The sequence below is a fragment of the Notoacmeibacter sp. MSK16QG-6 genome (assembly GCF_024158145.1).
Classification (GTDB): Bacteria; Pseudomonadota; Alphaproteobacteria; order Rhizobiales; family Rhizobiaceae; genus Notoacmeibacter.
Genome location: NZ_JAMYXM010000004.1, coordinates 183531 through 209926, shown reverse-complemented (window position 1 = coordinate 209926; position 26396 = coordinate 183531). Strand labels below are relative to the sequence as shown.

The 26396-nt window shown below is 61.0% G+C and carries 31 protein-coding genes; 25 read left to right on the top strand and 6 right to left on the bottom strand.

Features of this window, described 5'->3' with window-relative positions:
- Positions 1-11: 11 nt before the first annotated feature.
- From queC to NIM86_RS13475, 3 genes are read left to right on the top strand one after another with little or no spacing between them, the layout of a single operon-like run.
- Positions 12-722 (top strand): 7-cyano-7-deazaguanine synthase QueC, encoded by a 711-nt coding sequence (queC, locus tag NIM86_RS13485; protein WP_253382883.1) that lies wholly within the window; start codon positions 12-14, stop codon positions 720-722.
- Positions 719-1363, top strand: coding sequence for a 7-carboxy-7-deazaguanine synthase (gene queE / locus NIM86_RS13480; protein ID WP_253382882.1), 645 nt, complete (start codon positions 719-721; stop codon positions 1361-1363). Before queC ends, queE begins: the two co-directional genes overlap by 4 nt.
- Positions 1364-1373: 10 nt before the next feature.
- Entirely contained in the window at positions 1374-1907 is a 534-nt protein-coding gene (locus tag NIM86_RS13475; protein WP_253382881.1) for a 6-carboxytetrahydropterin synthase, read from the top strand.
- Positions 1908-1913: 6 nt separating this feature from the next.
- On the opposite strand, the gene NIM86_RS13470 is transcribed toward NIM86_RS13475, so the two are convergent.
- Complete coding sequence (locus NIM86_RS13470; protein WP_253382877.1) at positions 1914-3335, bottom strand: bifunctional precorrin-2 dehydrogenase/sirohydrochlorin ferrochelatase; 1422 nt, start codon at positions 3333-3335, stop codon at positions 1914-1916.
- 129 nt (positions 3336-3464) lie between these two features.
- Between NIM86_RS13470 and NIM86_RS13465 the strand changes: the two genes are divergently transcribed.
- Entirely contained in the window at positions 3465-3902 is a 438-nt protein-coding gene (locus NIM86_RS13465) for a hotdog domain-containing protein (RefSeq protein WP_253382875.1), read from the top strand.
- A 3-nt stretch (positions 3903-3905) separates the two neighbouring features.
- Here the strand turns inward: NIM86_RS13465 and paaZ are convergent, their stop codons facing one another.
- Positions 3906-5939 carry a phenylacetic acid degradation bifunctional protein PaaZ gene (paaZ, locus tag NIM86_RS13460; RefSeq protein WP_253382874.1) on the bottom strand — a complete coding sequence of 678 codons (2034 nt, stop codon included), beginning with the start codon at positions 5937-5939 and terminating at the stop codon, positions 3906-3908.
- A 167-nt stretch (positions 5940-6106) separates the two neighbouring features.
- Here paaZ and paaG point away from each other — a divergent pair, with 167 nt between their 5' ends.
- The 21 genes from paaG (at position 6107) to ureG (ending at position 23092) form a co-directional block, all read left to right on the top strand.
- Complete coding sequence (gene paaG, locus NIM86_RS13455) at positions 6107-6907, top strand: 2-(1,2-epoxy-1,2-dihydrophenyl)acetyl-CoA isomerase PaaG (RefSeq protein WP_253382873.1); 801 nt, start codon at positions 6107-6109, stop codon at positions 6905-6907.
- A 47-nt stretch (positions 6908-6954) separates the two neighbouring features.
- Positions 6955-7377 (top strand): hydroxyphenylacetyl-CoA thioesterase PaaI, encoded by a 423-nt coding sequence (gene paaI / locus NIM86_RS13450; protein ID WP_253382969.1) that lies wholly within the window; start codon positions 6955-6957, stop codon positions 7375-7377.
- Entirely contained in the window at positions 7374-8684 is a 1311-nt protein-coding gene (paaK, locus tag NIM86_RS13445) for a phenylacetate--CoA ligase PaaK (protein ID WP_253382872.1), read from the top strand. The genes paaI and paaK overlap by 4 nt, the downstream gene beginning before the upstream one ends.
- A 29-nt stretch (positions 8685-8713) precedes the next feature.
- On the top strand, positions 8714-9361 hold the full coding sequence (locus NIM86_RS13440; RefSeq protein ID WP_253382871.1) for a TetR/AcrR family transcriptional regulator: 648 nt from the start codon (positions 8714-8716) through the stop codon (positions 9359-9361).
- A gap of 252 nt (positions 9362-9613) precedes the next feature.
- Positions 9614-10945: an urea ABC transporter substrate-binding protein gene (urtA, locus tag NIM86_RS13435; RefSeq protein ID WP_371872897.1), complete on the top strand. Its 1332-nt coding sequence runs from the start codon at positions 9614-9616 to the stop codon at positions 10943-10945.
- A gap of 126 nt (positions 10946-11071) precedes the next feature.
- Positions 11072-12700, top strand: coding sequence for an urea ABC transporter permease subunit UrtB (gene urtB / locus NIM86_RS13430; protein WP_253382870.1), 1629 nt, complete (start codon positions 11072-11074; stop codon positions 12698-12700).
- Complete coding sequence (urtC, locus tag NIM86_RS13425; RefSeq protein WP_253382869.1) at positions 12697-13869, top strand: urea ABC transporter permease subunit UrtC; 1173 nt, start codon at positions 12697-12699, stop codon at positions 13867-13869. Before urtB ends, urtC begins: the two co-directional genes overlap by 4 nt.
- A complete protein-coding gene (urtD, locus tag NIM86_RS13420) occupies positions 13866-14699 on the top strand; it encodes an urea ABC transporter ATP-binding protein UrtD (protein ID WP_253382868.1) in 834 nt (277 codons plus the stop codon). The genes urtC and urtD overlap by 4 nt, the downstream gene beginning before the upstream one ends.
- Before the next feature lies 1 nt (position 14700).
- Positions 14701-15396: an urea ABC transporter ATP-binding subunit UrtE gene (gene urtE, locus NIM86_RS13415; protein ID WP_253382867.1), complete on the top strand. Its 696-nt coding sequence runs from the start codon at positions 14701-14703 to the stop codon at positions 15394-15396.
- Positions 15397-15499: 103 nt separating this feature from the next.
- Positions 15500-16357, top strand: coding sequence for an urease accessory protein UreD (locus NIM86_RS13410; RefSeq protein ID WP_253382866.1), 858 nt, complete (start codon positions 15500-15502; stop codon positions 16355-16357).
- Between the two features lie 14 nt (positions 16358-16371).
- Positions 16372-16674, top strand: coding sequence for an urease subunit gamma (locus tag NIM86_RS13405; protein WP_253382865.1), 303 nt, complete (start codon positions 16372-16374; stop codon positions 16672-16674).
- A 24-nt stretch (positions 16675-16698) separates the two neighbouring features.
- Positions 16699-16881 (top strand): hypothetical protein, encoded by a 183-nt coding sequence (locus NIM86_RS13400; protein ID WP_253382864.1) that lies wholly within the window; start codon positions 16699-16701, stop codon positions 16879-16881.
- Complete coding sequence (locus tag NIM86_RS13395; RefSeq protein WP_253382862.1) at positions 16878-17183, top strand: urease subunit beta; 306 nt, start codon at positions 16878-16880, stop codon at positions 17181-17183. The genes NIM86_RS13400 and NIM86_RS13395 overlap by 4 nt, the downstream gene beginning before the upstream one ends.
- A 2-nt stretch (positions 17184-17185) precedes the next feature.
- Positions 17186-17617, top strand: a complete 432-nt coding sequence (locus NIM86_RS13390; RefSeq protein WP_253382860.1) for a lysozyme inhibitor LprI family protein — start codon at positions 17186-17188, stop codon at positions 17615-17617.
- Between the two features lies 1 nt (position 17618).
- Positions 17619-18722: an NAD(P)/FAD-dependent oxidoreductase gene (locus tag NIM86_RS13385; protein WP_253382858.1), complete on the top strand. Its 1104-nt coding sequence runs from the start codon at positions 17619-17621 to the stop codon at positions 18720-18722.
- 11 nt (positions 18723-18733) lie between these two features.
- Entirely contained in the window at positions 18734-20446 is a 1713-nt protein-coding gene (gene ureC, locus NIM86_RS13380; RefSeq protein WP_253382857.1) for an urease subunit alpha, read from the top strand.
- 38 nt (positions 20447-20484) lie between these two features.
- Positions 20485-20883 carry a RidA family protein gene (locus NIM86_RS13375; RefSeq protein WP_253382855.1) on the top strand — a complete coding sequence of 133 codons (399 nt, stop codon included), beginning with the start codon at positions 20485-20487 and terminating at the stop codon, positions 20881-20883.
- A 3-nt stretch (positions 20884-20886) separates the two neighbouring features.
- Positions 20887-21399: an urease accessory protein UreE gene (locus NIM86_RS13370; RefSeq protein ID WP_253382853.1), complete on the top strand. Its 513-nt coding sequence runs from the start codon at positions 20887-20889 to the stop codon at positions 21397-21399.
- A 9-nt stretch (positions 21400-21408) separates the two neighbouring features.
- The gene (locus NIM86_RS13365; RefSeq protein ID WP_253382851.1) at positions 21409-22065 is read left to right on the top strand and encodes an urease accessory UreF family protein; all 657 of its coding nucleotides are present in this window, start codon (positions 21409-21411) and stop codon (positions 22063-22065) included.
- Positions 22062-22445, top strand: a complete 384-nt coding sequence (locus NIM86_RS13360; RefSeq protein WP_253382849.1) for a carboxymuconolactone decarboxylase family protein — start codon at positions 22062-22064, stop codon at positions 22443-22445. Before NIM86_RS13365 ends, NIM86_RS13360 begins: the two co-directional genes overlap by 4 nt.
- Positions 22442-23092: an urease accessory protein UreG gene (gene ureG / locus NIM86_RS13355; protein WP_253382847.1), complete on the top strand. Its 651-nt coding sequence runs from the start codon at positions 22442-22444 to the stop codon at positions 23090-23092. The genes NIM86_RS13360 and ureG overlap by 4 nt, the downstream gene beginning before the upstream one ends.
- Positions 23093-23104: 12 nt before the next feature.
- Here ureG and NIM86_RS13350 read toward each other — a convergent pair whose 3' ends face one another.
- From NIM86_RS13350 to NIM86_RS13335, 4 genes are read right to left on the bottom strand one after another with little or no spacing between them, the layout of a single operon-like run.
- Positions 23105-24256: an FAD-dependent oxidoreductase gene (locus NIM86_RS13350; protein WP_253382845.1), complete on the bottom strand. Its 1152-nt coding sequence runs from the start codon at positions 24254-24256 to the stop codon at positions 23105-23107.
- Positions 24256-24684, bottom strand: coding sequence for a Fur family transcriptional regulator (locus tag NIM86_RS13345; RefSeq protein ID WP_253382843.1), 429 nt, complete (start codon positions 24682-24684; stop codon positions 24256-24258). The genes NIM86_RS13350 and NIM86_RS13345 overlap by 1 nt, the downstream gene beginning before the upstream one ends.
- Entirely contained in the window at positions 24684-25481 is a 798-nt protein-coding gene (locus NIM86_RS13340; RefSeq protein ID WP_253382841.1) for a metal ABC transporter permease, read from the bottom strand. Before NIM86_RS13340 ends, NIM86_RS13345 begins: the two co-directional genes overlap by 1 nt.
- Entirely contained in the window at positions 25481-26359 is an 879-nt protein-coding gene (locus tag NIM86_RS13335; RefSeq protein WP_371872896.1) for an ATP-binding cassette domain-containing protein, read from the bottom strand. The genes NIM86_RS13340 and NIM86_RS13335 overlap by 1 nt, the downstream gene beginning before the upstream one ends.
- Positions 26360-26396: the final 37 nt, after the last annotated feature.

Here is a 26396-nt window from a genome sequence, read left to right as displayed (position 1 = left end):
CTTAGTCGAACATGTTATCCGACACTTCCGCGCTCGTACTCTTTTCCGGCGGTCAGGATTCCACCACCTGCCTGGCATGGGCGCTCGACCGCTTCGAAAGGGTCGAGACTGTCGGTTTCGATTACGGCCAGCGCCATGCAGTTGAACTGGAATGTCGCATGACCATCCTCGAAAATCTCCGGGGCGGCGAATTTCCGCAGTGGGCGGATCGGCTCGGCGACGACCATATGGTGCCGATGAAGGAACTGGCTGCGATTTCCGAGACGGCGATGACCGAGGACGTCGAATTCGAAACCGGCAGACAAGGCCTGCCAAACACCTTCGTACCGGGGCGCAATCTGCTATTCTTCACCTATGCGGCGACAATCGCCTGGCGGCGGGGTATCCGGCACCTGATCGGCGGCATGTGTGAAACAGATTATTCCGGCTATCCGGACTGTCGCGATGACACGCTGAAAGCGCTTCAGGTGACGCTCAATCTCGGCATGGACATGCGCTCGGTTATCCACACGCCGCTCATGTGGCTGGACAAGGGTCAGACCTTCGAGCTTGCGGAGGACCTTGGCGGCCAGCCCTTCCTCAATCTCATCGTCGAAAACAGCCATAGCTGCTATCGCGGTGAGCGCAGCCAACGCCATGAGTGGGGCTATGGTTGTGGTGCCTGCCCCGCCTGCGAATTGCGAGCAAATGGCTGGCGTGCCTTTAAGGCAAGCGGGCGATGAGCTACGCCGTCAAGGAAATGTTCTACACATTGCAGGGCGAAGGCGCTCAGGCGGGCCGCGCCTCGCTCTTTTGCCGATTTGCCGGCTGCAATTTGTGGAGCGGGCGTGAAGAGGACCGACATAAGGCCGTCTGCCAGTTCTGCGATACCGATTTTGTCGGCATGGACGGGCCGGGCGGTGGCCGCTTTGCTTCGCCTGAAGCCCTGGCGACCCGCGCACGGCAAATGTGGGATAAGACCGCGACCGCCAATAGCGGAAAGCCCTACATCGTCTGCACGGGCGGCGAGCCGCTGCTACAGCTCGATCCGCCCCTGATCGATGCTCTCCACAAAGCGGGCTTCGAAATCGCTGTCGAGACCAACGGCACCATCGAAGCGCCGGACGGCATCGACTGGATCTGCGTCAGCCCGAAAGCAGGCAGCGAACTGGTGCAGACCGCAGGCAATGAATTGAAGCTGGTGTGGCCGCAACCGCCTTTCTCGCTGGAACAGTTCGAGTCGCTTGGCTTCGACCGATTTTATCTGCAGCCGATGGACGGGCCGGATGTTCTGGCCAATACACGCCTTTGCGTCGAAACGGCGATGGCGCGGCCGAGTTGGCGGCTGTCATTGCAGACCCATAAAATCATCGGCATTGCCTGAGGGACCGCCCGTGACGAACGCCTATCGCATCAGCCGCCGCATCGGCATCGACGCCGGCCATCGCATTCGCCTTCACGGCAGCAAATGCCGCAATCTTCACGGCCATCGCTATACCATTGAAGCCGTTTGCGAGGCCGAACATCTGGCGCAGGGCGGCGAGCAGGCCGGGATGGTACTGGATTTCGGCTTTCTCAAAGACGAGATGATGGAGCAGATCGACGCGCCGTGCGATCACGGTTTCATAGCGGAAATCGCCGATACCGAGTGTCTCGCAATGTTTGCACCGAAGGAGCAATCGATTGAGGACTTTCGGACAGGTCTGCAGCAAGAAATCGACGCCAAGGGCTTTGCCACAACCACCGAAACGACGCTCGGCACCAAGCTTTACGTGATCGGCGCGCCGCCGACCGCCGAAAATCTCGCACGCCACTGGTTTGAACGCCTGGCCCCGCGCGTGGCCGAGCGCAGCGAAGGGCGTGCGCGTCTCGCCAAGCTCATCGTCTGGGAAACCCCCAACTGTGCAGCCGAATGGCCTGCGAACTGAAGCGGGTCAGCGAACGATAATCGCCCCACGAGTTTCCAGTTGATCGACCAGTTCCGAGACGCTCTTGCGTATTGTTTCGGACGGTTCGGCCAGTTCCTTATCGAGGGCTTCCATGATGGTGCCCATCGACGTTTGACCGTCGACCTTCAGCAGAAACGCCTCGGGAATGCCGCGCGCGTTGAAGGCTTCCTCACCATCTATGAGCACCAGCAGACCCGTGTCGCCTACAAGCCTATACTGGAAAGCATCGGTGAACGTCGGAATGGCGTTCTCGTCGGTCATGGATGTGTCCTGACTGATTGCGAGCGCTGATAGATAGGTGTCGCCATACCCGAAGGAAGGGTCGGCGATGGCTGGCGCCACTTCGAATATCACACTGAGCGATCTCGCCAGCTTTTTCAGTCCATCGGCCAGTTCCGGCAATTGAGCCGCCGGATCGCCGGGCAGAACCAGCGAAACGGTCTCGCCCTCCGCTATCCAGCCAGCAACATCAGAGACAAAACCTTCAATACTGCCGGCCGAAATGACACTGCGCCCGGCCTCGCGGCGTCCCAATTCGAGAATTGCTGACGGAACGGCTGCGCTGTGTAGGATACGGTCTGCCGATTGAAGCGCAGCGAGAGCGCCAAGGGTCAGTCCGCTCGTCTCAACGTCCACCACGCGCCCTACCCCGACCAGTAATATTTTCTCGCCGGGTTTTTCAAACGCGATGGCGTCGATCTCATTGGAAAGATCGGCCTCTTCATCCTCACGCGGCGGAGCGCCGAAAACCCGCTGGGAAAAACGCTGCCAGAAAGTCCGTCGCTCCGGCCCCATCTCCAGGCGCTCATTGACCAGTGGCCGTATCCGCTGTGCCAGTTTCGCCCATGCGCCGAGCGCCGGGCCAAGAACAGCCTCTATCCGTTGGCGGATGGCTTGCCCGACAATGGGCGCGGCCCCATCCGTCGAGATGGCGATCACCACGGGCGAACGATTGACGATGGTCGAGAACTGAAAATCGCACCATTCCGGCATGTCGATGACATTGACGGGCATGCCGGTTGCCTGCCCGGCGCATCTCAGCGCCCACGCCTCACCTTCCGTCGCCGCATCGCCTATCAGAAGTGCCGCCTTAGCAAGATCCGGCAGGCTCCAGGGCCGTCGCACCAGTTTTACAGGTCCGAAGCCATTTCCCACTGGTCGAACAGCCAGCGCTTCCATCTCGTCGCTCATTGCCTCGGCGTAAACGGTGACGTGCGCGCCCGCTGCGCTCGCCAGTTCCGCCTTCCAGGCCGAAGGCGCATCGCCGCCCGTCACGATGACGCGTCGGCCATGCAACTTCATGAAGATCGGCAGAACCGCCAACGGATCGATCCTGTCCGGCGTCGACCGCCGACGGCCCCGCTTTTCCCGGCCACTCGGCCGGACGTTTGTTTTTGTCTCGCTCATGGTCGATTCCGCACGCTGGTTCGCGTATCTACCCGTACTATCGCCGCAAGGCCAAGGCCGAACCGGCTGCGTTGCCTGGCAGTTATGGCGGTTGACCGAAGATGGATCGCTTGGGGCGAGAGTACGAAAATGAGAAATGCCAAAGACCCGCCGCGCCTGAGCGTAGCCGAAACCGCCGATCTGCTCCCGACGATATTCGCGCCGTGGATCACCGAAATGGGGCTCCAGCCAGTCGCTGTCCACGACAATGGCGCTGACTTCCGGCTGGAGGATAATCGGAGGCTCGTACACGCCGGCGGGGTCATCTGCGGCCAGGCAACGGCCTCCGCGGCCGATACGGCTTCGATATTGACGCTCGCGGCGCATAATGGCCGGTTCCGTATGGTGACGACCGTTTCCTTCACCTGCCAATTCATTTGCGCCCTTCCACCGGGCGAACTGGACATCGCGGTGACGATCGAGGCCAATGGCAAGCGCATGGCCTATCTTCGCGTGGATATCCGGGCCGCCGGCAGCGAAAAACCGGCAGTCGGTTTTGTCGGCAGCTTTATGTATCTCGGCGATTGAGCGTCACGAGCCCTTCAGCGCGTTCATCGTGTGCAGCGTGTAGCCGGCCACCTTCTCGCCTTCGCTGTCGGTGATCGCGACATCCCACAGCACTTCGCCATACTCCTTGCCGGTCGGCCGCTTCTCCTTGACCGTAAGGCTGACCGATATTTCCTCGCCGAAATAGACCGGCTTGGTAAAACGCAAACCCGATAGGCCGGTATTGGCGAGCGTCGGACCGGGATCGGGCTGGACGAACAAGCCGGCGGCGAAAGCCAGCAGCAGATAGCCATGGGCCACGCGCCCGTCGAAGAACGGGCTGGCCTTCGCTGCTTCCTCATTCATATGGGCGTAGAAGGTGTCGCCGGTGAACTCCGCGAAATGCTCAACATCTTCCTCGGTGACGGTGCGCGGTCCGGCGGTGATGCTTTCGCCGATCCGCAGATCGTCAAACGTCTTGGTGAAGGGATGCGCCGTCGCCTCGGTCTTCGTCGAACCGGGCACATATTGCCCGATGACAGCCGCGATCATGTCAGGGCTGCCCTGAATGGCCGTCCGCTGCATGTAGTGCTTCACTCCGCGCATCCCGCCAAGCTCTTCTCCACCGCCGGCGCGACCCGGCCCGCCATGCACCAGCAGAGGCAAAGGCGAGCCATGGCCCGTAGCGCTTTTCATGGAGACGCGATCATTGACGTAGATGCGGCCATGCCAGGCCGCCGCGCCGATGGCGACCGTCCGCGTGACCTGCGGATCGTGGGTGATGAGGGAGGCGACAAGGCTTCCCTGCCCGCGATTCATCAACGCGATGGCGTGGTCGAGATCGCGATAGGGCATAATGGTCGAAACGGGACCGAACGCTTCGGTCTCGTGCACCTTCACCGCCGTGTCAGGATCGGCGCATTGAAATAGCATTGGCGAGACGAATGCGCCGCCTTCGACGCCCTTGCCCTGAAGCTCCGGCGTGTCCGTGCCAAAGACACGCTTCGCTTCCGAGCCGATGATCGATGCTTTTTCCAGCACATCGGCCTTCTGGCTCGCAGAGGCCAGCGCTCCCATTCGCACGCCTTCGATGGCGGGATCGCCGATCGTTGTCTTCGATAGTTTGGCCGAAACCGCTTCGATCACCGCATCCACCATCTTATGCGGGACCATGATGCGGCGGATCGCCGTGCATTTCTGCCCCGCCTTTGCGGTCATCTCACGGACGACCTCTTTGACGAACAGGTCGAATTCCGGCACGTCGGCCGTGACGTCGGGACCGAGCACCGAGGCGTTGAGGCTGTCCTGCTCGGCGATGAACGGCACCGACCGCGCCATAAGATTCTTGTTCGACCGCAGCATCAGCGCGGTGTCAGCGGAGCCGGTGAAGGAGACGAAATCCGACGGACCGAGCCGGTCCAGAAGATCGCCAGTGCCGCCGGTGATGAGCTGGAAGGAGCCTTCGGGAAAGGCGCCGCTCTCGATCATCATCCGAAAGCAGGCTTCGGTGATGTAGGCGGTGGCCGTCGCCGGTTTCACGATGGCGCTCATGCCGCCGAGAAGCGTCGGGCCGAGCTTTTCGAGCATTCCCCAGACGGGAAAGTTGAATGCGTTGATGTGAACGGCGACACCCTGCCGCGACGTATAGATATGGTGTCCGAGAAAACTTCCGTCGCGCGACAGCATTTCGAGATCGCCATCGGCCATTACCACGTCGTCCGGCAGCGTCCGGCGCGCCTTCGACGCCAGAGCGAACAGCGTTCCGATGCCGCCATCCACATCGATCATCGCGTCGCCCCGCGTCGAACCGGCGTGAAGCGACAGATCGTAGAGACGCTCCTTGCGTTCGGAGAGGTAAAGAGCCAACGCTTTCAAAGCCGCCGCCCGCTCATGGAACGTCATAGCGCGAAGCGCGGGACTGCCCGTTCCGCGTCCGTGGTCGAGCATGGCTGCGAAATCCAGCGTGCCGCCCGCCCTGCCGATCAGCGCACCTGTTACCGCACTGTGTATATCGCGCGCGGCCCCGTCTGGGTCGATCCACTGGCCGGCCGCATAGCTGCGCAATTCCATCATCGTCATGGGCGTCCTCCTAAGATCGCCTTATCGGGCACGGCTCCCTGACCGATCCCCAGCGAATAATGTGAGAATACTATTGACCGCCCGGTCGGTTTATTCAAGTCTGGATTATTGGATCTGCGTCGCGATAGAATTGCCGGACAGGTTCTGGAACAGGGAGGAGGTTCCGAATGGCCGAGGAAGCCAGTGTTCTGACGTCTTTGGACGGCGGACTTTTGACCATCACGCTCAATCGCCCCGAAAAGCTGAACAGCTTCAACAAAGCGCAGCAGATCGCGTTTCGTGAGGCATTCGAGGAAGCGGAGCGGAACGATGATATCCGCGCGGTGCTGCTCACCGGCGCCGGCCGCGCTTTTTGTGCCGGCCAGGATCTCGGCGACCGCGATCCAAGAAAAATGGATGGGCCGCCCGATCTCTCCGCCACTTTGCGCGAGGGATATGGCCCCACCCTCACACTGATCCGCCAATTGGAAAAGCCCGTAATCTGCGCGGTCAATGGCGTTGCTGCCGGCGCGGGCGCCAATATCGCGCTCGCCTGCGATATCGTGCTGGCCGCCAAGAGCGCCAAATTCATCCAGGCCTTCGCAAAGCTCGGCCTCGTACCAGATGCGGGCGGTTCGTGGTCCCTGGCGCGCCTTATCGGCGAAGCCCGCGCAAAGGCCGTGGCGATGACAGCCATGCCGGTTTCCGCCGAACAGGCTGAACAGTGGGGTATGATCTGGAAAGCCATCGACGACGACCGCCTGATGGACGAGGCGACAGCCCTTGCCAGTCAATTGGCGGAGGGGGCGACGTTCGGTCTCGGCAAGACCAAGCTCGCCATCCAGGCCGCTGCAACCAATAGCTTCATCGAACAGCTTGAGCTGGAAGCGCAATTGCAGGGCGAATGCGGTCGTTCACCCGATTACGCCGAAGGGGTGCTTGCTTTTATGGAGAAGCGCCCGGCCAAATTTACCGGAAAACCGGCGTGACCCATACGATCTCGCCGCAGGAACGCGCGCAGAAAAGCGCCGACGCCATGTGGGCCGACGACCGCGCCAGCCAACATCTCGGTTTCAGTATCGAGCGGGTCGGCCCCGGCGAGGCTGTGCTGGCATGGACGATCGACGAGCATCACGCCAACGGTCACGGTATCTGCCATGGCGGCTTCATCTTCGCTTTGGCCGACAGCGCCTTTGCCTTCGCCTGCAACAGCCACAACGCCGTGACCGTCGCCCAGCACAATTCGATCACCTATGTCGCGCCGGGCCGCGTCGGCGATCGCCTGATTGCCGAGGCTAGAGAAATCAGCCGCACAGGTCGTTCAGGCATTACCGATGTGACCGTCCGACGGGAAGACAGGACTGTGCTCGCGCATTTCCGAGGACATTCGCGGACCATAGGCGGCCAGCTTTTCGAGGAGAGCGAGGCCGGGCGCGAGGGAGGGAGAACGAACACATGAAAGATTTGACACCGGACCGCGCGACGCTCGATCCCATCGAGATCGCCTCGCGCGACGAGATCGCCGCCCTTCAGTTGAAGCGGCTGAAATGGTCGCTCTCTCACGCCTACGAGAATGTGCCGCACTACAAGACCGCCTTTGACGAAGCCGGCATCCACCCCGATGACCTGAACGACCTGTCTGATCTGGCGAAGTTTCCGTTCACTACCAAGGCCGATCTGCGCGACAATTATCCGTTCGGTATGTTCGCCGTGCCGCGTGAAAAGGTGAACCGCATTCATGCCTCCTCCGGCACGACCGGCAAGCCGACCGTTGTCGGATATACGGCAAACGACATCGATATGTGGGCGGAAGTCGTGGCGCGGTCCTTGCGGGCTTCCGGCACCAAGCCCGGCGATATCGTCCATGTCGCCTATGGTTACGGACTATTCACCGGCGGGCTAGGGGCGCATTACGGCGCGGAAAAGCTTGGCTGCACCGTCGTGCCGGTCTCAGGCGGCATGACAAATCGGCAGGTTACCTTGATCGAGGATTTCAGGCCGACCACGATCCTCGTCACCCCTTCATACATGCTCAACATTCTGGAGGAGTATCAGAAACGGGGCCTCGACCCTCGCGCCTCTTCGCTTGAAGTGGGCATTTTCGGCGCCGAGCCATGGACCGACGCCATGCGGAAGCAGATCGAGGACGCCTTCGACATTCACGCAGTCGATATTTACGGTCTGTCGGAGGTCATCGGACCGGGCGTCGCCAATGAGTGCGTCGAAACCAAAGACGGGCTGCACGTATGGGAAGATCATTTCTATCCCGAGATCATCGACCCGGAAACGGGTAAGGTGCTGCCAGACGGCGATGAGGGCGAACTGGTCTTCACGTCTCTGACGAAGGAAGCCTTCCCGATCATCCGCTATCGCACACGCGATCTGACCCGGCTGCTACCTGGCACCGCCCGCTCGATGCGCCGCATGGAAAAGGTGACGGGCCGGTCCGACGACATGATCATCCTTCGCGGCGTCAACGTCTTTCCGACGCAGATCGAGGAGCAGTTGCTGACCGTTGCGGGCCTCGCTCCGCATTTCCAGATCGAACTTACCAATGACGGGCGAATGGACGCCTTGACCGTTCTGGCTGAAATCGACCGGCCGGGCAGCAGCGATGACGAACGCACGGCGCTTGGCAACGCGCTCCGCTCACGCATCAAGAACGTGATCGGCATCAGTTGCTCGGTTCGCGTTGCCGATACCGGAGGCGTCGTTCGTAGCGAAGGAAAGGCGGCGCGCCTTGTCGACAGGCGCAAGAAAGACTGAGTATCATCCGTCGCACGGGGAGCAGTTTCATGGCACGAGCGAAAGCGGCCGATCACGAAGAAAAGCGCGGCGCGATTTTACGCACGGCAGCAGCAGCCTTTGCCGAACATGGCTACGACGCGACGTCTATGCGCGATCTCGCTACCGCCTGCGGGGTCAGTAAGGCCCTGATTTATCATTACTACCCATCCAAGGAGGTACTGCTCTCCGATGTCATCGGCGAGCATCTGGAGGCTTTGCTGACTGCGATTGGCGAGGTTCCATACGATCTGGAGCCGACCGCACGTCTACGGGCGGCAACGGCGACGATATTGGAGAACTATCAAGAAGCCGATTCCGAGCATAAGCTCCAACTCAACGCTCTCTCCCGTCTTCCGGTCGAGGACCAGAAGCGTCTGCGGCAATTGCAGCGGCAGATCGTCGAGAAAATGGAGAAGGTGATAATAGCGCTCGCGCCAGAGCGCTTCGAAGCGGAACCCACCCTGCTTCGTCCGGTGACGATGAGCCTTTTCGGCATGCTCAACTGGTTTTATCTATGGAAACGTGGGGGCGGCATCAGCCGGGAAGACTACGCCAATATGGTCGCAGACCTTTTTATTGGCGGGTTGGACAACGCCATAGAGGGTCAGACGGTCTCTGCGCACCCGGCCGGTCTTACTGAGTCCGTTCGGCAATAGTCAAACGCACGCTTCGCGCCGACAAAGCACTGACCAATCGCTAGGCAATGCTTATTTTTTGACCAGAAAGATTAGAAAGAGGGCATCCCCTCGCGCGAACGCGTGGATCGCGCCTTCCCCAAGGACAGGCCTTGTCACGGTTCACACCTTGTTAAGAAACGAACTTCTTCCTCTCCGCTCCGGGTGACGACGAACTGGCACGGCACGTGCAACGGAATTGGCGTGCAACCCGATTCCAGAGGATATCCGAATATGAACCGTATTGCCCGTAAGTTTGGCTTCATCGCACTTGGCGCGGCTCTGACCGCAACGACAGCCATGACCAGCGCGAGCGCACAGGAGGAAACGATCAAGGTCGGCATCCTTCATTCGCTGTCCGGCACGATGGCGATCTCCGAAACGACGCTGAAAGACGCCATGCTGATGCTCATCGAGCAGCAGAACGAAAAAGGCGGCCTGCTAGGCAAGAAGCTCGAAGCCGTCGTTGTCGATCCGGCATCCGACTGGCCGCTCTTTGCCGAAAAAGCACGCCAGCTCATCGAGCAGGACAAGGTCGCCGCCGTCTTCGGTTGCTGGACGTCCGTGTCCCGCAAATCCGTTCTGCCCGTCTTCGCCGAGCTGAACAGCATTCTTTTCTACCCCGTCCAGTATGAAGGCGAGGAAAGCGAAAAGAACGTCTTCTACACCGGCGCCGCGCCGAACCAGCAGGCCATTCCCGCCGTCGACTATCTGATGGAAGAAGAAGGCGTTGAGCGCTGGGTGCTGGAAGGCACCGATTACGTCTATCCGCGTACGACCAACAAAATCCTCGAGCAGTATCTACTCGACAAGGGCGTTGCCCAGGAAGACATCATCGTCAATTACACCCCGTTCGGCTTCTCCGACTGGCAGACCGAAGTCGCCAAGATCAAGGAATTCGGTTCGGCAGGCAAGAAGACGGCCGTTGTCTCGACGGTCAACGGCGACGCCAATGTGCCATTCTACAAGGAACTGGCCAACCAGGGCATCGAGGCTCAGGACATTCCCGTCGTCGCCTTCTCGGTCGGTGAAGAAGAACTGGCCGGCATCGACACCGGCCCGCTCGTTGGCCACCTGGCCGCCTGGAACTACTTCCAGAGCGTCGATAATGAGGCCAACGCCAAGTTCATCGAGCAGTGGCACGCCTTCACCGGTGACGAAGATCGCGTCACGAACGATCCGATGGAAGCTCACTATATCGGCTTCAACATGTGGGTGAAGGCGGTCGAGAAAGCTGGCACTACCGATCCTGAAGCGGTGATTGCGGCTCTTCCGGGCACCGAAGTGCCGAACCTGACTGGCGGCACCTCCGAAATGCTGCCGAACCACCACATCACCAAGCCGGTGCTGATTGGCGAAATTCAGGACGATGGCCAGTTCGAGGTCGTATCGGAAACCGAAGAGCTGGTGCCAGGCGATGCCTGGTCCGACTTCCTGCCGGAAAGCAAGAAGCTCGAAGCCGACTGGGTCGATCTCAAATGCGGCAACTACGACACCGAAGCCAAGAAATGCCTCGGTGAGACGGCGATGGCTGAGCCTGCCGAGGAAGAAACGACTTCCAACTAAGGCTTGCAAAGACGCTCCGGGAACCGCCTGCCGGTTTCCGGAGCAGATTCTTTCAGCTGCAAGTCCGGCGGTAGCTTTCGTCCACCCGGCCTTGCCGGCTTTTCTCTTAGGACGCACAGGCGGAGCATGGTGCTCATTCGAACGATTATCGCAGCGTTGTTCATCGTCTTCTCAGCTTTGGCCGCTCAAACAGCCAGCGCTCAGGATGACGATCCCGCGCTACGTCAGGCCATCGCCGGCCTTGGCGCTGAAAAAGGTTATTCGAAACTTCGCAAGGCCATCGGCATTGTTGTGGAGACGGGCGATCCTCGCGGCGCACGCGTGCTCGACGCTCTTTCCGAAGGCGATGTCTATCGCCGCGAAACAGACGGCGCAGTCTTCATCGTCTCGGGTCGCGGCAAGCAGTTGACTCTGCTCGACCCGGTCACTGGCGACGAGACTGGCACCGCAGCCAAAAGCGATTTGAAAAAGGTTCGGGTCAACAATTCGGTCCGCCGCTCGGTCCGCGAGGCCATAGGCGCGTTGACGCTTGGCGCCAAAGACCCCGGTGTGAGAATGTCTGCGGCGCGGACCATGATCGACAATCCCGATCCCGACAGCCTCGATGCAATCGACACCGCACTGGACAAGGAAACCGACGCAGACGTTCGCGATGCGCTGCAGCAGGCAAGAGCCGGCGCAATCATTCTATCCGATCGGGATGTGAGCGAAAAAGTCTCGGCGATTGAAACCATCCGCGACATGGGCGGCCAACAGGCGCTCAGCTTGCTCGTTCGTGCGCGTTCGGGCGCCGGCGCTGAAATGCGCGAGGCGACAGACGCAGCCATCGCTTCCGTGCGCAAACGCCTGCAATATTGGAGCCTCGGCCAGAACGTCTGGTACGGGCTTTCGCTCGGGTCCGTTCTTCTGCTCGCCGCCATCGGCCTTGCCATCACCTTCGGCGTCATGGGCGTCATCAACATGGCGCATGGCGAAATGGTCATGCTCGGCGCCTACACCACTTTCATGGTGCAGGAGATCATGCGCACCAGCTTCCCCGGTTTGCTGGACTGGTCGCTGCCGATTGCCCTTCCTCTTGCATTTCTCGTCGCGGGAGCAGTCGGTTTCGCCATGGAGCGCGGCGTCATACGGTTTCTTTACGGCCGCCCGCTCGAAACGCTGCTGGCCACCTGGGGCGTCAGCCTCATCCTCCAGCAGACAGTCCGCACCATCTTCGGCCCGACCAACCGGGAAGTGTCCAACCCTTCCTATATGAGCGGCGCGTTTCAGCTCGGTGAGCTATCGATCACTTGGAACCGGCTCTGGATCGTGGTCTTCGCTCTCGTCGTATTTGGCGTTCTTCTCTACGCGATGAACCGAACCTCGCTCGGCCTCAAAATGCGGGCGGTGACACAGAACCGGCGCATGGCGGCGGCGATGGGCATCCGCACACCTTGGGTCGACGCGCTCACTTTCGCGCTCGGTTCGGGCATTGCAGGCATAGCCGGCGTCGCGCTCAGCCAGATCGACAACGTCTCACCCAATCTCGGCCAGGGTTACATCATCGACAGCTTCATGGTCGTTGTCTTCGGTGGGGTCGGCAATCTGTGGGGTACGCTGATCGGCGCGCTCAGCCTGGGCGTCGCCAACAAGTTCCTCGAACCTTTCGCCGGCGCGGTTCTCGGTAAGATTTTCGTACTCGTCTTCATCATCCTTTTCATTCAGAAGCGCCCTCGCGGTCTGTTCGCGCTCAAGGGCCGGGCGGTGGAGACATGATCGTCGGTCATCTTCTACGCGGCGGGCTGAACCGCTGGATCGTATTGTCGCTTGCTATCATTCTGACGATCGGAGTCGCGATTCCTGCGCTGAACCTTCTGTTGCCCTGGAACCATCCGCTGCATGTTCCGACCTATATCGTCGCGCTGTTCGGCAAATATCTTTGCTATGCGCTGCTGGCGCTCAGTCTCGATCTGGTCTGGGGATATGTCGGCATTCTGTCGCTCGGCCACGGCGCGTTCTTCGCCCTCGGCGGTTACGCGATGGGCATGTATCTGATGCGACAGATCGGCAGCCGCGGGGTCTATGGCGATCCCATCCTGCCGGACTTCATGGTCTTCCTGAACTGGAAGGAATTGCCGTGGTTCTGGTACGGCTTCGATCAGTTCTGGTTCGCCGCGTTGATGGTCATGATCGTGCCGGGCCTTCTGGCCTTCGTCTTCGGCTGGTTCGCTTTTCGCAGCCGCGTCACAGGCGTCTATCTGTCGATCATCACCCAGGCGATGACCTATGCATTGATGCTGGCCTTTTTCCGCAACAATATGGGCTTTGGCGGCAATAATGGCCTGACCGACTTCAAGGATATACTCGGCTTTTCCGTTCAGGCGGGAGAAACACGAGGCGCGCTTTTCTTCGCCTCGGCTATCGCACTGGCGCTGGGCGTCCTTTTCGTTTCCGCGCTCGGCGCCAGCCGGTACGGAAAACTCATGATCGCCGTGCGCGATGCAGAGGCCCGGACGCGCTTCATCGGCTATCGGCCGGAATATGTGAAGCTGTTCGCATTTGTGGCGTCGGCGGTGATGGCGGGCATTGCAGGCGCGCTTTACGTGCCGCAGGTCGGCATCATCAATCCGGGCGAATTCGCCCCCGCCAATTCTATCGAGGTCGTTGTGTGGACGGCAGTCGGCGGCCGCGGCACCATTATCGGACCTATCATCGGCGCGATACTGGTCAATGCCGGCAAGAGCTGGCTGACCGGCTTTGCGCCGGAGTTCTGGCTATTCGCCCTTGGCGGTCTCTTCGTCGCCGTTACGCTGTTCCTGCCCAAGGGAATTGTTGGCACGGCAATCGACGGCTGGGATGGCCTTCGTCGCATGCGCGAGTCCAGGCGCCGCGAGCGTGGCGAGGATGAAACCATGACCGGCCATCAACCGGAGGCGGCGGAATGACCGAAGCGGCGATGATCGAAGAGCGGCCTGTCCTGGAGCAGGCGCCGCCGCATGCTGTTCTCACAGAGGATGAGGCCCAGGAGAAACGGCGCAGGGAGACGATCCTTTATCTCGACGGTGTTTCGGTATCGTTCGACGGCTTCAAGGCGATTAACAATCTCTCCTTCCTGCTCGGCAAGGGTGAGATGCGCGCCATCATCGGACCAAACGGCGCTGGCAAGACAACCATGATGGACATCATCACCGGCAAGACCCGTCCCGATGAGGGAGAAGTCTTTTTCGATGGCGCGGTCGATCTGACCAAGCACGATGAGCCTGCGATCGCGACGATGGGCATCGGCCGGAAATTTCAAAAACCGACCGTCTTCGAAGGGCACACCGTGGAGGACAATCTGGCGCTGGCCCTTTCCGGCTCGCGGTCGATTTTCGCCTCCATTTTTCATCACCGCGATGCGGAGGAAGAGAACCGGATCACCGAAATCCTCGAAACGACGCGGCTGTCACATCTGCGCCATTCCTCCGCCGCCAATCTTTCTCACGGCCAGAAGCAATGGCTAGAGATTGGCATGTTGCTGGCGCAGGACCCGAAAGTGCTGCTCGTCGATGAGCCTGTCGCCGGAATGACCGATGCGGAGACGGCGGAGACCGCCCGGCTTCTGCGCGACATCGCAAAAGATCACTCGGTCGTCGTCGTCGAGCACGATATGGGCTTCGTCCGCGATCTCGGTGTGAAGGTGACGTGCCTGCACGAGGGTTCGGTCCTGTCGGAGGGCTCAATCGACCACGTATCGAGCGACCCGAAGGTCGTCGAAGTCTATCTGGGGCGCTGATATGCTGACCGTTGATAACGCTCATCTCCACTACGGCGCGGCTGAAGCGCTACGCGGCGTTTCTCTGGAGGCAAAACCGGGAGCGATCACCTGCGTCCTGGGTCGAAACGGCGTTGGCAAGACGTCCCTGATGCGAGCGATCGTCGGCCACCACCCGCTTTCCTCTGGAAGTGTCGCCTTCGAGGGACAGACCTTCGGCAAAAAACCGTCCTACGACCGCGCGCGGGCCGGCATCGGTTTCGTGCCGCAGGGACGCGAAATTTTCCCTCTATTGACCGTCCGTGAAAATCTGGAGACCGGTTATTCCGGCCTTTCCCGCTCCGACCGCTCGATTCCCGATTATGTCTTTGAACTATTTCCGGTGCTAAAGGACATGATGCACCGGCGCGGCGGTGATCTCTCCGGGGGCCAGCAGCAACAACTCGCCATCGGACGAGCGCTCGTCACTCGCCCGAAACTGCTGGCGCTGGACGAGCCGACCGAGGGTATCCAGCCTTCGATCATCAAGGATATCGGCCGCGCCCTGACTTTCCTGCGCGACGAATTCGGCATGGCGATCTTGCTGGTCGAGCAGTATCTGGATTTCTGCCGCGAACTGGCCGACAGCATCACGATCCTGGATCGCGGCGAGGTGGTCCATCGAGGCGTCGCGGAAGATCTGGATCGGCAGGATGTTCGAGCACATCTGACGGTATGAAACCCGCATGGTTCGATTCAAGTGGCTTCGTCGCATTTTCCGTTGACGGCGCGGCGGATGGATGCTGCGATCATCCTTCAGCCGAGGAGGCCTCTTCCAAAAGATGACCGCCCTGCCCACCGCGCAGCAATTCGACACCGTTCAGCCGCTTGCAACATCGCGCATGCAACGCAGTACCGGTTGCGGACGCATTGCCGCCAAGCCGGGCCGGAACGGAGAAACACGGCTAGGCAGCTTGTTTCAGGAAGGTTCGGCCCGCATTCGCCTACCGAAAAGCCATTCCAACGGTCGGCTGGAAGCGGTCCTGCTGAATACGTCCGGCGGCATGACCGATGGCGACCGTTTGCAATGGTCGGCAGACGCGGGCGCGAACACCCATCTGACGCTGGCCAGCCAGACGGCCGAACGCCTCTACCGCGCGCCCACGGGCACTGCGGAAGTCGATGTCCGGCTTTCGGTAAAATCCGATGCAACGCTGCACTGGCTGCCCCAGGAAACCATCATGTTCGATGGTGGAGCGCTTCGCCGAACGATCACAGCCGATCTTGCGCAGAACGCCGAACTGCTGATCTGCGAGCCGATCGTCTTTGGACGGGCTGCGATGGGCGAGACGGTCCGGCAGGGCCGATTGCGCGACGACTGGCGGATACGGCGCGATGGCCGCCTGATCCATGCCGAGGCTTTTCGCCTCGATGGGGCCGTTGAAGAGAAGCTGGCACGTGAGAGCGTAGCGTCCGGGTGTCGTGCGGCAGCGACTGCCGTTCTATTCACGCCGAGAGCCGAGGCGCTTCTGGACAGGGTCCGTGAGATTATCTGCGGCTCGGGCGGCGCTTCGCTCTTCGAAGACAAACTGGTCTGCCGGTTGCTGGCGGCCGATGCTTTGGCTCTTCGCCGCAAGCTCATCCCCCTTCTCATTACGCTGCGGGGCGGTCATGATCTGCCGCGCTGCTGGTACTGCTGACATACGAGGTTTTCATGCTGCTTACTCCCCGCGAAAAGGACAAATTGCTGATTGCGATGGCCGCGCAGGTCGCGCGTCGGCGATTGGAGCGCGGCGTCAAGCTCAACCATCCCGAAGCGGTCGCGCTGATTACCGATTTCGTCGTGGAAGGTGCGAGGGACGGCCGCTCTGTCGCCGATCTGATGGAGGCTGGCGCAACGGTTCTGACCCGCGATCAGGTCATGGAAGGCATCGCCGAGATGATCCACGACATTCAGGTCGAAGCGACCTTTCCCGATGGCACCAAACTCGTCACCGTTCACGAACCCATCCGCTGAATGAATAAGAAGAAGGATATGAAAATGCATCGACTGTTTCACGCGATCACGCCGCTCATGGTTTTGGCGGCTACGCCGGCTCTCGCGCATGAAGCGTTGGCTCCCCATAGCCATCCGCATCCCGACAGCACGCTTCTGATCGGCGGCGCGGTTGTTCTGGCCGTCGTGGCGGGCTTCGTCGTTTTCATGAAAGGACGAGGCAGATGATCCCCGGCGAAATCATGACAGCCGATGGCGCTCTAACCTTGAACGACGGCGCCGAGACGCGCACCCTGAAGGTTGCGAATACAGGTGACCGGCCTGTGCAGGTCGGTAGCCATTATCACTTTGCCGAAACCAATCCCGGTCTCTCCTTCGACCGCGATCAGGCGCGTGGAATGCGGCTCGACATCGCTGCCGGAACCGCTGTCCGCTTCGAACCCGGTCAGGAGCGTGAAGTCACGCTCGTTCCGATTGCGGGCAAACGGCGTATTGTCGGCTTTCGCGGTGAAACGATGGGCAGGGTCTGATCATGCGCCGCCTACTGTGTCCTGCGACGGCCCTGATGGCTGCCACTGTCGGCTTGGCAAAAGCACAGCCGGCCGAGCCGAACTGCGCCGATCCGCAAACACAGATGGAAATGACCGCCTGCGCCGCCCAGGACTACGAAGCAGCCGACGACGAGCTCAATGCGCTCTGGCCGGACATGATCGCCAATACCCGCTCCCGCGACGCGGATATGGGCAGCTTTTTCGAAGAGCGCGGTCTTCCGACAACTGAGGAGATATTACGGGCCGCACAGCGTGCGTGGATCGCCTACCGCGATGCCGAATGCGACTATCAGGCCTATGACGCGCTTGGCGGCACCATGCAGCCGATGCTGGGCAGCGAGTGCCGCGCCAGGTTGACCGCCGAACGCGTCAGCCAGTGGCGGCAGGAGCTGTCGGAGAGGCAAAGCCGCTAGGATGGCGGTAGGACCGACCACGCATGTGTTGATCGCTGGCGCGGGTCCCGTTGGCCTCAGCGCCGCCCTTGCCTGCCGCAGGAAAGGCTTCGATGTCACGATCATCGATCGCGCCGGTGGCACAACAGATCAATCGCGTGCGGTCGGCATTTCCTGGCAGACACTGGATTTGCTGCAAGAGGTCGGGGCAGCAGAGCAAATCCTTCAGGAAGCCGAACCGTTGCGAGGGCTGGCGATCCATCGCGATGGCGAGCCATTCACGACACTTCGGGTACCAGGCCAGAAACGCCGTCACCCGCGAATTGTCTGCCTGCCGCAAAGCCGCACCGAAGAGATTTTGCAAGAAGAATTGCGCCAAGCCGGTATAACCGTCGACTGGGACACAGAGTTGATCGACCTGAAGATCGAGAATGGTTCGGTCATCGCTCAGGTAGCCAGGACGCAGAGCGGCGCGACCTCCGAAATCCAGGCTGACCGAATGCTTGGGGCCGATGGCGCGTCGAGCGCCACCCGCCACGCTCTCGGGATCGCCTTCGAGGGCGAGACGCTCCCCGGCAGTTGGAGCATCGCCGATGTCACCTGCGACTGGCCATTTGCACCGCTCAACGCCTGCGCGGATCTGCACTCCAATGGCCGATTGCTGTTTACCGTTACGATTGGCAATGGCCGCTATCGCGCCATCGCCAATCACCCGGACGCGCTGGAGTGGATCGACCGTCTCGCCCCCGTCCGCGAGGTTCACTACCAGACCGCCTTCGACATGAATCTGCGTCTTGCCGCCTCATTCGGCGACGGCCCGGTGGCGCTGGCGGGAGACGCCGCGCATGTGCATACGCCGGTCGGCGGTCAGGGCATGAATTTCGGCATCGCCGATGCTTTCGCCTTTGCTGACGCGCTCGAGAATGAAAATCTTGACGCATACCGCCAGCACCGCCGTAAAATCGACGGTCGTCTCGTTCGCATCACCACCGCCGCCTACCGCTTTATGAGTGCATCCAGCCGCTTCGGACGCCTGCGCCGCGACCTTATTCTGAAGAGCGCAGGCACGCTGACCGGCGCGCTCGTTTCCTTCCAACCACCCACAGCATCACAGAACGCTCGATAGAGGATATCGCCATGCCCGCCACGCTTTCTCGCGCCGCCTATGCCGACATGTACGGCCCGACGACCGGCGATCGCGTGCGCCTCGCCGATACCGAACTCTTCATCGAGGTGGAGAAGGACTTCACCACCTATGGCGAAGAGGTAAAGTTCGGCGGCGGCAAAGTGATCCGCGACGGGATGGGCCAAAGCCAGGCCAGTCGGGCGGATGGCGCGGTCGACACCGTCATTACCAACGCACTGATCGTCGATTGGACCGGCATCTATAAGGCCGACATCGGTCTGAAGGACGGGCGGATCGCTGCCATCGGCAAGGCTGGCAACCCCGACACCCAACCGGGCGTCGATATCGTGATCGGACCCGGCACCGAGGCCATCGCCGCAGAAGGCCGCATCCTGACCGCCGGCGGCATCGACAGTCACATTCACTTCATCTGCCCGCAGCAGATCGAGGAAGCGCTAATGAGTGGTGTGACAACCATGATTGGCGGCGGCACCGGCCCGGCCCATGGCACGCTCGCTACCACCTGCACGCCCGGTCCGTGGCACCTCGCGCGAATGATAGAGGCCGCCGACGCTTTTCCGATAAACCTCGCCTTCGCCGGCAAGGGCAACGCCTCGCAGCCCAGCGCCCTGGAGGAAATGGTGCTGGGCGGCGCGGCGGCGCTGAAACTTCATGAGGATTGGGGCACCACCCCGCAGGCAATTCGCACCTGCCTTTCGGTCTGTGACGATCATGACGTTCAGGCAATGATACACACTGACACGCTGAACGAGAGCGGCTTCGTAGAAAGCACGATCGAAGCCATTGAGGGCCGGACGATCCACGCCTTTCATACCGAAGGCGCGGGCGGCGGTCATGCGCCTGACATTATCAAGGTCGCGGGCCTTGCCAACATTATTCCGAGTTCGACCAATCCGACCCGGCCCTATACGGGCAACACCATCGCCGAGCATCTCGACATGCTGATGGTCTGCCATCACCTCGACGGCAATATCCCGGAAGACGTTGCCTTCGCGGAAAGCCGGATCAGAAAAGAAACCATTGCGGCGGAGGACATTCTACACGACCTCGGCGCCTTTTCCATCATCGCCTCGGACAGCCAGGCAATGGGCCGCGTCGGCGAGGTTATCATCCGCACCTTCCAGACCGCCGACAAGATGAAGCGCCAGCGTGGTCGCCTTGCCGATGAGACGGGCGAGAACGATAATCTGCGGGTAAGACGCTACGTCGCGAAATACACCATCAACCCGGCCATCGCCCATGGCATGAGCGATGAAATCGGTTCGGTGGAAGTCGGCAAGCGCGCCGATCTGGCTTTGTGGCATCCGGCGTTCTTCGGTGTGAAGCCGGAAATGGTGCTGATCGGCGGTTCGATTGCCGCCGCGCCGATGGGCGATCCCAATGCCTCGATCCCGACGCCGCAGCCGGTGCATATGCGGCCCATGTTCGCCGCGTTCGGCAAGGCGCGAACGAATTCATCCGTCACATTCGTCAGCCAGGCGGCGCTCGACAGTGGCCTCGCAAGCCGCCTTGGCACTGCCAAGAAGATGTTGGCCGTGAAGAACACGCGCGGCGGCATCGGAAAGGCCGCGATGAAGCTGAACGATGCGATGCCAGAGATCTCCGTCGATCCTGAAACCTACGAGGTCCGCGCCGATGGCGAGTTGCTGACATGCGAGCCGGCGACGGTTCTGCCCATGGCACAGCGATATTTTCTGTTCTAAGCGCAGCGATCCCGCTTGGCGCAAACAGGTAGCGTATAATGAAGAGGCAATTGATTTCGTCTGGATCCTATCTCGAACCGGAGATTGGTTTTTCGCGAGCTGTCCGCGTCGGAAACGTCATTTCCGTCGCCGGTACGGCTCCTATCAAGGCCGGGGGCGGGAACGCAGCGCCCGGCGATGCCTATGGACAGATGAAGCGCTGCATTGAGATCGCCAGAACCGCGATCGAAGAGGCCGGTGGCAGCCTGAGAGATGCCACCCGCACCCGTATTCTGGTGACGGACATCGCCCACTGGAAGGACGCTGCCCGCGCTCATGGCGAAGCGTTCCACGACATTCGCCCGGTCACCACCGTCATGCAGGTGACGGCCTTCGTTGATCCGGAATGGCTCGTCGAAATCGAGGTCGACTGCGTCATCTCGGACAACGGAGCGTAGACGATGATTGTCTGCCGAGAAGTGACCGGGATAACAAGCACCCCTGCTGACACCATCACGCTTGATGAGACTGCACGGCATCGCCGGCGGGCCAAGTTGATATCGGATGGGGGGATCGCATTCCTGCTCGACCTGCCGAAGGCGCGGCTGCTGCGTCATGGCGAAGGCCTGTTGCTCGACGATGGCCGGGTGATCGAGGTTCGCGCAGCGCCGGAAGCCCTACTTGAAGTGCAGGCCACCGACCCGCGCCATCTCCTCGCGCTTGCCTGGCAGATCGGCAACCGGCACCTGCCGGCGCAGATCGAAGCGGATCGCATTCTCATCCGCCGCGACCATGTGATCGAGGAAATGTTGACCGGTCTCGGCGCGATGGTCGCCCGTATCGAAGCGTCCTTCGATCCCGAAGGCGGCGCCTATGGCGACACGCATGAGAGCAATCATCACCACCACGACCATGACGACCACTCGCATAGCCATGGTCAAGCCGATCACAGCCATGCCGACCGCCATGATTAATCTCACCCGGTGACACACACTCTCCTCACCTTGCTGTCCTGGCTCTCGCCCGTCTTCCCGACGGGTGGCTTCGCCTATTCGGCCGGGCTGGAAACGGCGGCAGCGGAAGATCGCATGAAAGACGCCGCCCAATTAGAGGAGCGGCTGCGAACACTTCTTCATCACGGAGCGCCTTGGAACGATGCAGTACTGCTGATCGCCGCGCATAGCGCCGCTGACGATAGCGAGGCGATTGACGAGTTTACCGCTCTCGCCCGCGCGCTGTGTGGCTCGGCGGAGCGCCTGCGCGAGACGCTGGATCAGGGCCGCGCATTTCGCACAGCCGCCATGCCGTGGTTCGACGAGACGACAGCGCCGCTCCCCGAAGACGCCTCACTCCCGATCACTCTCGGCGTGGCATCAGCGCGATATAGTCTGCCGACGCAGGAGACCGCAGCGGCGTTTCTGCACGCGTTCGTTTCGGCGCAATTGCAAGCCGCGATACGCCTTTCCATCACCGGCCAATCCGGCGCGGCGGCAACTTTGGCCAGACTTGAACCAGACATTGGGCAGGTTGTCGAACGCGCGACGAAAGCCAAGATAGACGACCTCGGCACCTGCACGCTGGCTGCCGAAATCGACGCCCTGCGCCACGAAACACTACCCGGAAGGCTTTTTCTGTCATGAGTGACGACAGCTATGAGCGCGGAAAAGCGCTTTCGGAAAGTCTCAACCCAGGCATGGAAGACGCGCTACGCGAGCGGTACGAAGAGATTGTGCCCGGCCTCGCTCGCTCCGTGGTCGATTTCGCTTATGGCCAGCAATACAGTCGCGACGGTCTCGATCTGAAGACCCGCTATCTGGCGACAATTGCGGCCCTGACGGCACTGGGCGGCCAGACACGGCCGCAATTGAAGGTGAACATTGCCGGCGCGCGCAAGGCGGGTTGCTCGCAGCGAGAAATCGGCGAAATCATCTGGCAGATGGCGCTTTACGGCGGCTTTCCAGCGGCGATCAATGCTCTGAACGCGGCGCTGGAAGTTTTCGACGCGGAGACAGGCAAATGAACGAACATGCGTCCACTGACACTCGGTTCACAAAGGTCGCCTCGCCTAACGGTCCATTGCGTGTCGGCATTGGCGGTCCGGTCGGCTCAGGCAAGACGACGCTTACCGCTCGGCTCTGTGAAGCGCTGCGCGATCAGATCAGCGTCGGGGTCGTTACCAATGACATTTATACCCGTGAAGACGCCGATGCGCTGGTGCGAATGCAGGCGCTCTCGTCCGACCGTATCGAGGGCGTCGAAACGGGCGGCTGCCCGCACACCGCCATTCGAGAAGACGCCTCGATCAATCTGCGGGCTATTGAGCGGCTGCGCGAGCGCCATGCCGACCTCGATCTGGTGCTGATCGAGAGCGGCGGCGATAATCTGGCGGCGACCTTTTCGCCCGACCTCGCCGATCTGACGATCTACGTCATCAGCGTCTGCCAGGGCGACGACATACCGAGGAAGGGTGGGCCGGCCATCACCCGGTCCGATATTCTGATCGTCAACAAGACCGATCTGGCACCCCATGTCGGCGCCGATCTTGATCGAATGAAAGCAGACGCCTTGGCGTCGCGAGGCGACCGGCCGACCATCTTCACGGATTTGCGTCATGGTGAGGGCGTGGACGGAATCATCGCCTGGCTGAAGGATAATGGCGGGATCTGACGTCCGCGCCGCCTATTGCGGGCTGACCAGCTCCGGCGTTTTCCTGACGGGCCGACGGCTATAGAGGCGACGGTAGCGTTGCATGAACCGTTTATCGATCCGCTCTTTCAGAAACAGGGGCAACCTGCCATGCCAATGATGGCCTCGCCAGAGGCCAAAGCCGGTGCCGTCGCCCAGATTGAGCGCGGCGAACCAGTGCTTCTGAGGCTCGTAGATCCGCATCGTTTCGCCACGTATCGCCGCCAGCAGATTATGCGCGAGAACCGGTCCCGCGCGCACGCCGAAAACGCCGACATTGGGTCGCGGATCGTAGGCGAGATGTGCGCAATCGCCGATGGCGAAGACCTTGTCGTCTGCGACCGATTGCAAAGTCGCACGGACACACAAGCCACCGGCCGCATCGAAATCGAGGCCGGGAAGATGCGCGACGGGTGAAGGCTTCAATCCCGTGGCGAGCAGGACATGATCGAATGGCAACGATGCCCCGTCCGCAAGCCTGACCGTTTCCGACTCGACGCTCTCGCAGCGCAAGCTCGTTCGAACAGTTATTCCGAAACCGTGCAATATAGCCGCCATCCCTTCCGATACCGGCGCAGGTGCGTCTGCCATGACGCGGTCTTCCGGCGCGATCAGCGTAATATCCATCGCTGCGCCATAACGTCGGCCGAGGGCGGCTGCATTTGCGGCCAGTTCACAACCTGAATGTCCGCCGCCAACGACGATGAGACGCGGCGTCTGGCGCGCTCCAATCATCGCGCGCAGCGCGTCACGCAACCCCGTCAGCTGCAAGAGCGGTTTGGCGTGGAAGACCGATGCACCGTCAGCGACCGCAAAAGGGGCGACGACCGTCGAACCGAGATTGAGCGAAATAATATCGTAGGAGAGTTCAGAACCATCTTCTAGACGAACGCGCCGGGCCGAGGGATCGATGCCACCGATGTTGGCAGGCACATGGCGCACCCCGCAGCAAGCAGCCAGAGCACGCGAGTCGAGCATTCCGTCCTCGACTGCGTATCGACCACCTAAAATGCCGGCTGCGAGAGACGAGTAGCGAAAGACGCCATCGTCGATCAGAACGACTTCCGCGCCCGCATCGAGCAATTTGCGGGCATGGGCGACGACATGGAGATGGCCATGTCCGAGGCCGCCCAGAACGATGCGCATCAGCTCGCTGTCTTTTTCAGCCCGCAGGGACGGCAGACACCCCGAACCTCACCGGCGAGCCGATGAGCGTGAAAGCCGATGGCCTCGGTTGTCGATCGCAAAGCGGCGTCGATAGCGTCGGTTCTCAATTCCTCGATCGATCCGCAATCGTCGCAGACGGCGAAAAGCACGCCCTGACCGCCGCAATGAGCGTGATTACAGCTGACAAAAGCGTTGCGGCTCTCCAGTCGGTGCACAATGCCGGTTTCCACCAGCTTTTCGAGCGCGCGATAAATTTGCGGCGGCGCGCGTAATCCTTCGTCCCGCAGACGATCCAGAAGATTATACGCGGTGAGCGGGCCATCTTCGGATCGCAGCGCGTCCAGCACGAGCCGCTGATTGCGGGTCAACTGTTCTTCGGGTGGGTGGTGCTCGCAACATTGCGTCATCAAATCGGCCTCCGCCCTCCATATGGGATTATTCTGGCAAGAAGAAACAACGCGCAAGCGCCGACCACGATCGACGGGCCTGCCGGCGTGTCGAAAACGAAAGATCCATATAGGCCGAGGCAGATGGCGCCCGCGCCCGCGAGGACGGCGAGAATCGCCATCGCTTCCGGTCCTTTGGCGAAGCGGCGCGCGGTAATGGCCGGGATGATCAGCATGGCCGTGATGAGAAGAACGCCGACGACCTTGATGGCGACGGCAACCGTCAGCGCCAGCAAAAGCAGGAAAATCAGTTCGGCACGCTGAGGCCGCGCATTTTCCGCCGCCGCGATCTCCGGAGAGACCGTAGCCGCCAGCAGATCGTTCCAGATCGATGCCAATGCCAGGAGTATGATGATCGCCCCACCCCCCATGATGAATAGATCCGAGCGGCTGACCGCGAATATATCACCGAACAAAAGGCCATTCAGATCGATACGCTGGCCCGCCAGGGCAATCGCGACAAGACCCATCGCCAGACTACCGTGCGCCAAAAGGCCGAGTATCGCATCGCTTGCCAGGTCGCCATTCCGGCGAAGCAGGAAAAGGATGAGAGCAACCGCTGCGCAAACCAGCAGGATCGCAAACGGAAGAGAAACGGAAAGCAGCGTGCCCAACGCAATACCCAACAAAGCCGCATGCGAGAGGGTGTCGCCAAAATAAGCGAGCCGCCGCCAGACGACGACACAGCCGAGCGGCGAAGCAAGAAGGGCGACCAGCAACCCGCCGATCAAGGCCCGGATCAGAAAATCATCCAACATTACTGTTTCCCGTCGGAACCGTGATCGTTGTCATGAGCATGATGGTGATGGCCGCATTCGTGAGGGTCACACGTCTGCGTGACCGTTCCGTCGCCGTGTAGGACACGTCCGTCCGGCAGGTGGCGATGGTCGTGCTGATGGCGATAAACCGCCAGACCGGCGGGCGCTTCGCCACCGAACAGTGCGCGATAGGCCGGCATCTCGCTCACCGCTTCCGGCGTGCCTTCACAGCAGATATGGCCATTGAGGCACAATACCCGGTCGGTCTGCGCCATGACGAGATGCAGATCGTGACTGACCAGAAGTACGCCGCAGCCAAGGCGCTGGCGCGCCGCCGCAATCAGGTCGTAAATAGCGATAGCCCCTGCCATATCGACGCCCTGAGCCGGCTCATCGAGAACCAGCAATTGTGGTTTGAGCGAAAGTGCGCGCGCGATCAGCACACGTTGCAATTCGCCGCCGGACAGGCCCCGCATTTGGGCATCTGTGAGGTGTGCGACCCCTGTTTCGCTCAAAGCTGCGGCCATGTCGGAATAGGATAGCGACCTGGTCAACCGCATGAACCGCGCGACGCTGAGCGGCAAATTTGGATCGATCGACAATCTTTGCGGGACATAGCCGACGCGCAAGTCGGCCGCGCGCGCCACCCGTCCCTCGCTCGGCCTGGCAAGCCCAAGAAGAAGTTTTGCCGTCGTCGACTTTCCCGATCCGTTTGGACCGACGAGCGTGACGATTTCTCCCGGCCCGATGGAAAGATCGATCCCTCTGACCAGCCATCGGCCATTTGCGTAGAGGCCGGCACGCAGCATTCTCGCCAGCGCCCTTGGCGCTTCTCGCGAAGGGCGAGACAATGACGATCGTTCAGGCAAATCGAGCATGCAAAAACTCATTGTTCCCGTTTTTTGTCTCGACAAC

Excerpts from the sequence above, each read along its gene's own strand:
- urtC (WP_253382869.1), top strand. The coding sequence starts at position 12,697 with ATGATCGTCGGTCATCTTCTACGCGGCGGGCTGAACCGCTGGATCGTA.
- NIM86_RS13390 (WP_253382860.1), top strand. The coding sequence starts at position 17,186 with ATGCGCCGCCTACTGTGTCCTGCGACGGCCCTGATGGCTGCCACTGTC.
- NIM86_RS13395 (WP_253382862.1), top strand. The coding sequence starts at position 16,878 with ATGATCCCCGGCGAAATCATGACAGCCGATGGCGCTCTAACCTTGAAC.
- urtD (WP_253382868.1), top strand. The coding sequence starts at position 13,866 with ATGACCGAAGCGGCGATGATCGAAGAGCGGCCTGTCCTGGAGCAGGCG.
- queE (WP_253382882.1), top strand. The coding sequence starts at position 719 with ATGAGCTACGCCGTCAAGGAAATGTTCTACACATTGCAGGGCGAAGGC.
- NIM86_RS13375 (WP_253382855.1), top strand. The coding sequence starts at position 20,485 with ATGAAGAGGCAATTGATTTCGTCTGGATCCTATCTCGAACCGGAGATT.
- ureC (WP_253382857.1), top strand. The coding sequence starts at position 18,734 with ATGCCCGCCACGCTTTCTCGCGCCGCCTATGCCGACATGTACGGCCCG.
- NIM86_RS13340 (WP_253382841.1), bottom strand. The coding sequence starts at position 25,481 with ATGTTGGATGATTTTCTGATCCGGGCCTTGATCGGCGGGTTGCTGGTC.
- NIM86_RS13350 (WP_253382845.1), bottom strand. The coding sequence starts at position 24,256 with ATGCGCATCGTTCTGGGCGGCCTCGGACATGGCCATCTCCATGTCGTC.
- NIM86_RS13385 (WP_253382858.1), top strand. The coding sequence starts at position 17,619 with ATGGCGGTAGGACCGACCACGCATGTGTTGATCGCTGGCGCGGGTCCC.
- paaZ (WP_253382874.1), bottom strand. The coding sequence starts at position 5,939 with ATGACGATGATGGAATTGCGCAGCTATGCGGCCGGCCAGTGGATCGAC.
- NIM86_RS13370 (WP_253382853.1), top strand. The coding sequence starts at position 20,887 with ATGATTGTCTGCCGAGAAGTGACCGGGATAACAAGCACCCCTGCTGAC.
- NIM86_RS13410 (WP_253382866.1), top strand. The coding sequence starts at position 15,500 with ATGACCGCCCTGCCCACCGCGCAGCAATTCGACACCGTTCAGCCGCTT.
- NIM86_RS13360 (WP_253382849.1), top strand. The coding sequence starts at position 22,062 with ATGAGTGACGACAGCTATGAGCGCGGAAAAGCGCTTTCGGAAAGTCTC.
- NIM86_RS13400 (WP_253382864.1), top strand. The coding sequence starts at position 16,699 with ATGCATCGACTGTTTCACGCGATCACGCCGCTCATGGTTTTGGCGGCT.
- NIM86_RS13335 (WP_371872896.1), bottom strand. The coding sequence starts at position 26,359 with ATGCTCGATTTGCCTGAACGATCGTCATTGTCTCGCCCTTCGCGAGAA.
- NIM86_RS13465 (WP_253382875.1), top strand. The coding sequence starts at position 3,465 with ATGAGAAATGCCAAAGACCCGCCGCGCCTGAGCGTAGCCGAAACCGCC.
- paaI (WP_253382969.1), top strand. The coding sequence starts at position 6,955 with ATGTGGGCCGACGACCGCGCCAGCCAACATCTCGGTTTCAGTATCGAG.
- urtB (WP_253382870.1), top strand. The coding sequence starts at position 11,072 with ATGGTGCTCATTCGAACGATTATCGCAGCGTTGTTCATCGTCTTCTCA.
- NIM86_RS13345 (WP_253382843.1), bottom strand. The coding sequence starts at position 24,684 with ATGACGCAATGTTGCGAGCACCACCCACCCGAAGAACAGTTGACCCGC.
- ureG (WP_253382847.1), top strand. The coding sequence starts at position 22,442 with ATGAACGAACATGCGTCCACTGACACTCGGTTCACAAAGGTCGCCTCG.
- paaG (WP_253382873.1), top strand. The coding sequence starts at position 6,107 with ATGGCCGAGGAAGCCAGTGTTCTGACGTCTTTGGACGGCGGACTTTTG.
- NIM86_RS13470 (WP_253382877.1), bottom strand. The coding sequence starts at position 3,335 with ATGAGCGAGACAAAAACAAACGTCCGGCCGAGTGGCCGGGAAAAGCGG.
- urtE (WP_253382867.1), top strand. The coding sequence starts at position 14,701 with ATGCTGACCGTTGATAACGCTCATCTCCACTACGGCGCGGCTGAAGCG.
- queC (WP_253382883.1), top strand. The coding sequence starts at position 12 with ATGTTATCCGACACTTCCGCGCTCGTACTCTTTTCCGGCGGTCAGGAT.
- urtA (WP_371872897.1), top strand. The coding sequence starts at position 9,614 with ATGAACCGTATTGCCCGTAAGTTTGGCTTCATCGCACTTGGCGCGGCT.
- NIM86_RS13440 (WP_253382871.1), top strand. The coding sequence starts at position 8,714 with ATGGCACGAGCGAAAGCGGCCGATCACGAAGAAAAGCGCGGCGCGATT.
- NIM86_RS13405 (WP_253382865.1), top strand. The coding sequence starts at position 16,372 with ATGCTGCTTACTCCCCGCGAAAAGGACAAATTGCTGATTGCGATGGCC.
- paaK (WP_253382872.1), top strand. The coding sequence starts at position 7,374 with ATGAAAGATTTGACACCGGACCGCGCGACGCTCGATCCCATCGAGATC.